This is a genomic window from Pseudanabaena sp. 'Roaring Creek', assembly GCF_001402795.1.
GTDB lineage: Bacteria > Cyanobacteriota > Cyanobacteriia > Pseudanabaenales > Pseudanabaenaceae > Pseudanabaena.
In genome coordinates, this window is sequence record NZ_LIRE01000469.1 from 1 (window position 1) to 2,785 (window position 2,785).

The 2,785-nt window shown below is 45.3% G+C and carries 3 protein-coding genes; 2 read left to right on the forward strand and 1 reads right to left on the reverse strand.

Going from position 1 to position 2,785, the window contains the following annotated elements; genetic code table 11:
• Positions 1–84 precede the first annotated feature (84 nt).
• Together AC805_RS14965 and AC805_RS14970 are read left to right on the forward strand one after the other, a co-directional pair.
• Positions 85–414 carry a 2Fe-2S iron-sulfur cluster-binding protein gene (locus tag AC805_RS14965; RefSeq protein WP_009628536.1) on the forward strand — a complete coding sequence of 110 codons (330 nt, stop codon included), beginning with the start codon at positions 85–87 and terminating at the stop codon, positions 412–414.
• 299 nt (positions 415–713) lie between these two features.
• Positions 714–1,871 carry an amino acid ABC transporter substrate-binding protein gene (locus tag AC805_RS14970; protein ID WP_055076165.1) on the forward strand — a complete coding sequence of 386 codons (1,158 nt, stop codon included), beginning with the start codon at positions 714–716 and terminating at the stop codon, positions 1,869–1,871.
• Positions 1,872–1,972: 101 nt separating this feature from the next.
• Here AC805_RS14970 and AC805_RS14975 read toward each other — a convergent pair whose 3' ends face one another.
• Positions 1,973–2,575 carry a phycobiliprotein lyase gene (locus AC805_RS14975; RefSeq protein ID WP_055076166.1) on the reverse strand — a complete coding sequence of 201 codons (603 nt, stop codon included), beginning with the start codon at positions 2,573–2,575 and terminating at the stop codon, positions 1,973–1,975.
• Between the last annotated feature and the right edge of the window lie 210 nt (positions 2,576–2,785).

Sequence of the window (2,785 nt, forward strand, 5' to 3'; positions counted from 1 at the left end):
TTAGGGTTTTATATTTAATTAAGCCCGTTTACTTATTGCCTATTAGTTATTAATTATTAGTTATTAGTTAAATTTTAAAGAAAGATGACTCAGACCTTTACAGCTACTCTTCATCATCAAGGACAGACCTTTACCGTGCCCGTCCCCGAAAATGAATCGATCCTCGATGCCGCGATCGCCCATGGATTAGATTTACCCTGTTCTTGCTATGCAGGTGTATGTACGACTTGCGCCGCCCAAATTGTCAAGGGTGAAGTCGATCAAAGCCAAGGCATGGGTATTGGAGGGATGGGCGACGAACTGGACAGCAAAGGCTATATTCTCCTATGCGTATCTCATCCTAAATCCGATGTCGAAATTTACACGGATAAGGAACAAGATGTATACGCCATCCGTTTTGGTCATAGTTCTTAAAAACTACACCTTCCCAGCCAAGAAATAGGGATATAGGGCTTTGCCCTGTATCCCTATTTCTTGGTTTTATGGCTACAGTTATTTGCCCTAGGACAAATCAGAACCCAAGAATTGATTGGAGGCGAGAAGTGCCTCCAATCAATTCTTGGGTTTTATGTTGCAGTACATTTGGCGATCGCTAAATATGCTTATTCTAGTTTTTAATTATGTCGAGCTACTTAATAAAAGTTTGACAACTTATGCATTAGGAATATAACCAAGCTACTATAATGCATTCAAAAAAGCAGCTAAAAATATTCATGCACTATCAGAATCGATCGCCCCGTCAAGGTTTCTGGCTTTGGGGGAAAAAGTTGTTTAATAGCCCTTTTTCTCACAAATCAAATCGGCAAGTCTGGCAACGGGCGATCGCATGGCTATTTATGGGGCTATTTATGGGTTTATGTTTGTTCGTCTTAGCTGCCTGCGAACCAATTCCAGAACCAAATCAATCCAGCATTGGCAGCGCCAACCGCCTGAAAACAGTACTCAGTCGCGGCAAATTGATTTGTGGAGTCAGTGGTGAATTACCGGGATTTAGCTTTGTCAATAAAGAAGGCAAATATTCGGGGCTAGATGTCGATGTTTGCCGCATGGTAGCCGCCGCTTTATTTGACAACCCCGAAGCGGTGCAATTTCGCAATCTCAATGCCAAGGAGCGGTTTACCGCTCTCCAGTCGGGGGAAATCGATATTCTCAGCCGCAATACGACATGGACGCTGAGTCGCGATACTGCCTCCCGTCTTGCCTTCATGCCGATTGTTTTTTACGACGGACAGGGCGTAATGGTACGCAAAGATAGCAATATTAAGACGATCGCCGATCTTAAGGATGCTGATATTTGCGCCCAAACGGGGACAACTACTGAGCAAAATCTTGCCGACCAAATGCGAAAGCGCAACCTTGCCTATAAGCCCGTAGTCTATGAAGATGTCAACGCCACATTTAATGCTTATCAATCTGGGCGTTGTACCGCGATTACCGCCGATCGCTCTGCCTTAGTCGTACGACGCACTCGCCTTGCCGATCCCGACAATCACGTCGTTTTAGACTTTGTAATTTCTAAAGAACCCCTAGCCCCTGCGGTCGCCGATGGCGACTCGAAATGGTCGGATATTGTGAAGTGGATTATTTTTGCCGCGATCGAGGCAGAGGATTTAGATATTTCTTCGGCAAATCTAACAGCGCAACTACAGAGTAAAAATGCCGAAATTCGCAGGTTTTTAGGACTAGATGGCAGCTTAGGTAAAGATATGGGAGTTGCCAATGATTTCACTGTACGGGTAGTTAAGCATGTTGGCAACTACGCCGAAATCTACGATCGCAATCTCGGTAAAGATAGCCCTTTCAAATTACCACGCGGTCAGAATGAACTATGGAAAAATGGCGGCTTAATGTATGCGCCGCCCTTCCGCTAATGCCTAAGGAGATAGGGGCGGGGCTTTACCCCGCACCAAGTCCCAAGAGATGAGTGGCGGCGCTTTGCGCTGCCACTCATCTTTTGGGTTTTGAAGAGAATTTACCAGCCAAATACTGAGGCGATCGCTGGCGGATTAGAACTAGAACCCCCACCTTCGGAATTTTCAGACGCAACTTCTTCTTCAATGAGTTCTTCAGTACAGAAAGTAGCTTGACTGAATCCTCCAAAACGCTGTACGGTGCTTGCTCTCATGCGTACATTCGGAGCGGGAAACCAAAATCGCTCGTAGGAACTCATGGAAGGATAATCCGTAATCAGCACGAGGGCATCTTCGGCATCAATTTCATAACGACCGATTACTGGCATTACCTCGGCATAGCCGCGCTCGCGCAAAAGTTTACCCTTACGACCCGTTTCGTCATCGGGTACGAGGGCAAATACCGTTTCTCCTGAATGATTTTCATCATCATCCTTGTCCCATGCCATCGTGCCATCCCATTTGACATAGGCTCCACCGATCGCTCCTGTAGGCTCGACTTCATGCATTTGACAGATTTCGATTACCTTCGGATCGTCAGCATTAAGCGGATTTACATAAATTTCTGAGCCGCCCTTTTCCGCACGCCGAAAGGCTAGGTGATGGGTAGTCCGTTGCGATCGCCATTTGCCTGCACTTTTTTGAAAAAATTCTAAAGCATTCATAGTAATTTTAATAAAAGTCTTAATAAAAGTCTTGATAAATAATATCAGCCTGTTTCGTCGGCAATGTAAGTTTTGCTCTGGACATTACTTCCAGAGAAGTCTGGCGAACAAACTTTTCCTCTCGCAAACAAGCAAGACATCTAGAAATGAACAAGAGAAAAGGTTTGCTTATGACAGATGAGTAGCGGCGCTAAGCGCCGCTACTCATCT

Excerpts from the sequence above, each read along its gene's own strand:
- AC805_RS14965 (WP_009628536.1), top strand. The coding sequence starts at position 85 with ATGACTCAGACCTTTACAGCTACTCTTCATCATCAAGGACAGACCTTT.
- AC805_RS14970 (WP_055076165.1), top strand. The coding sequence starts at position 714 with ATGCACTATCAGAATCGATCGCCCCGTCAAGGTTTCTGGCTTTGGGGG.
- AC805_RS14975 (WP_055076166.1), bottom strand. The coding sequence starts at position 2,575 with ATGAATGCTTTAGAATTTTTTCAAAAAAGTGCAGGCAAATGGCGATCG.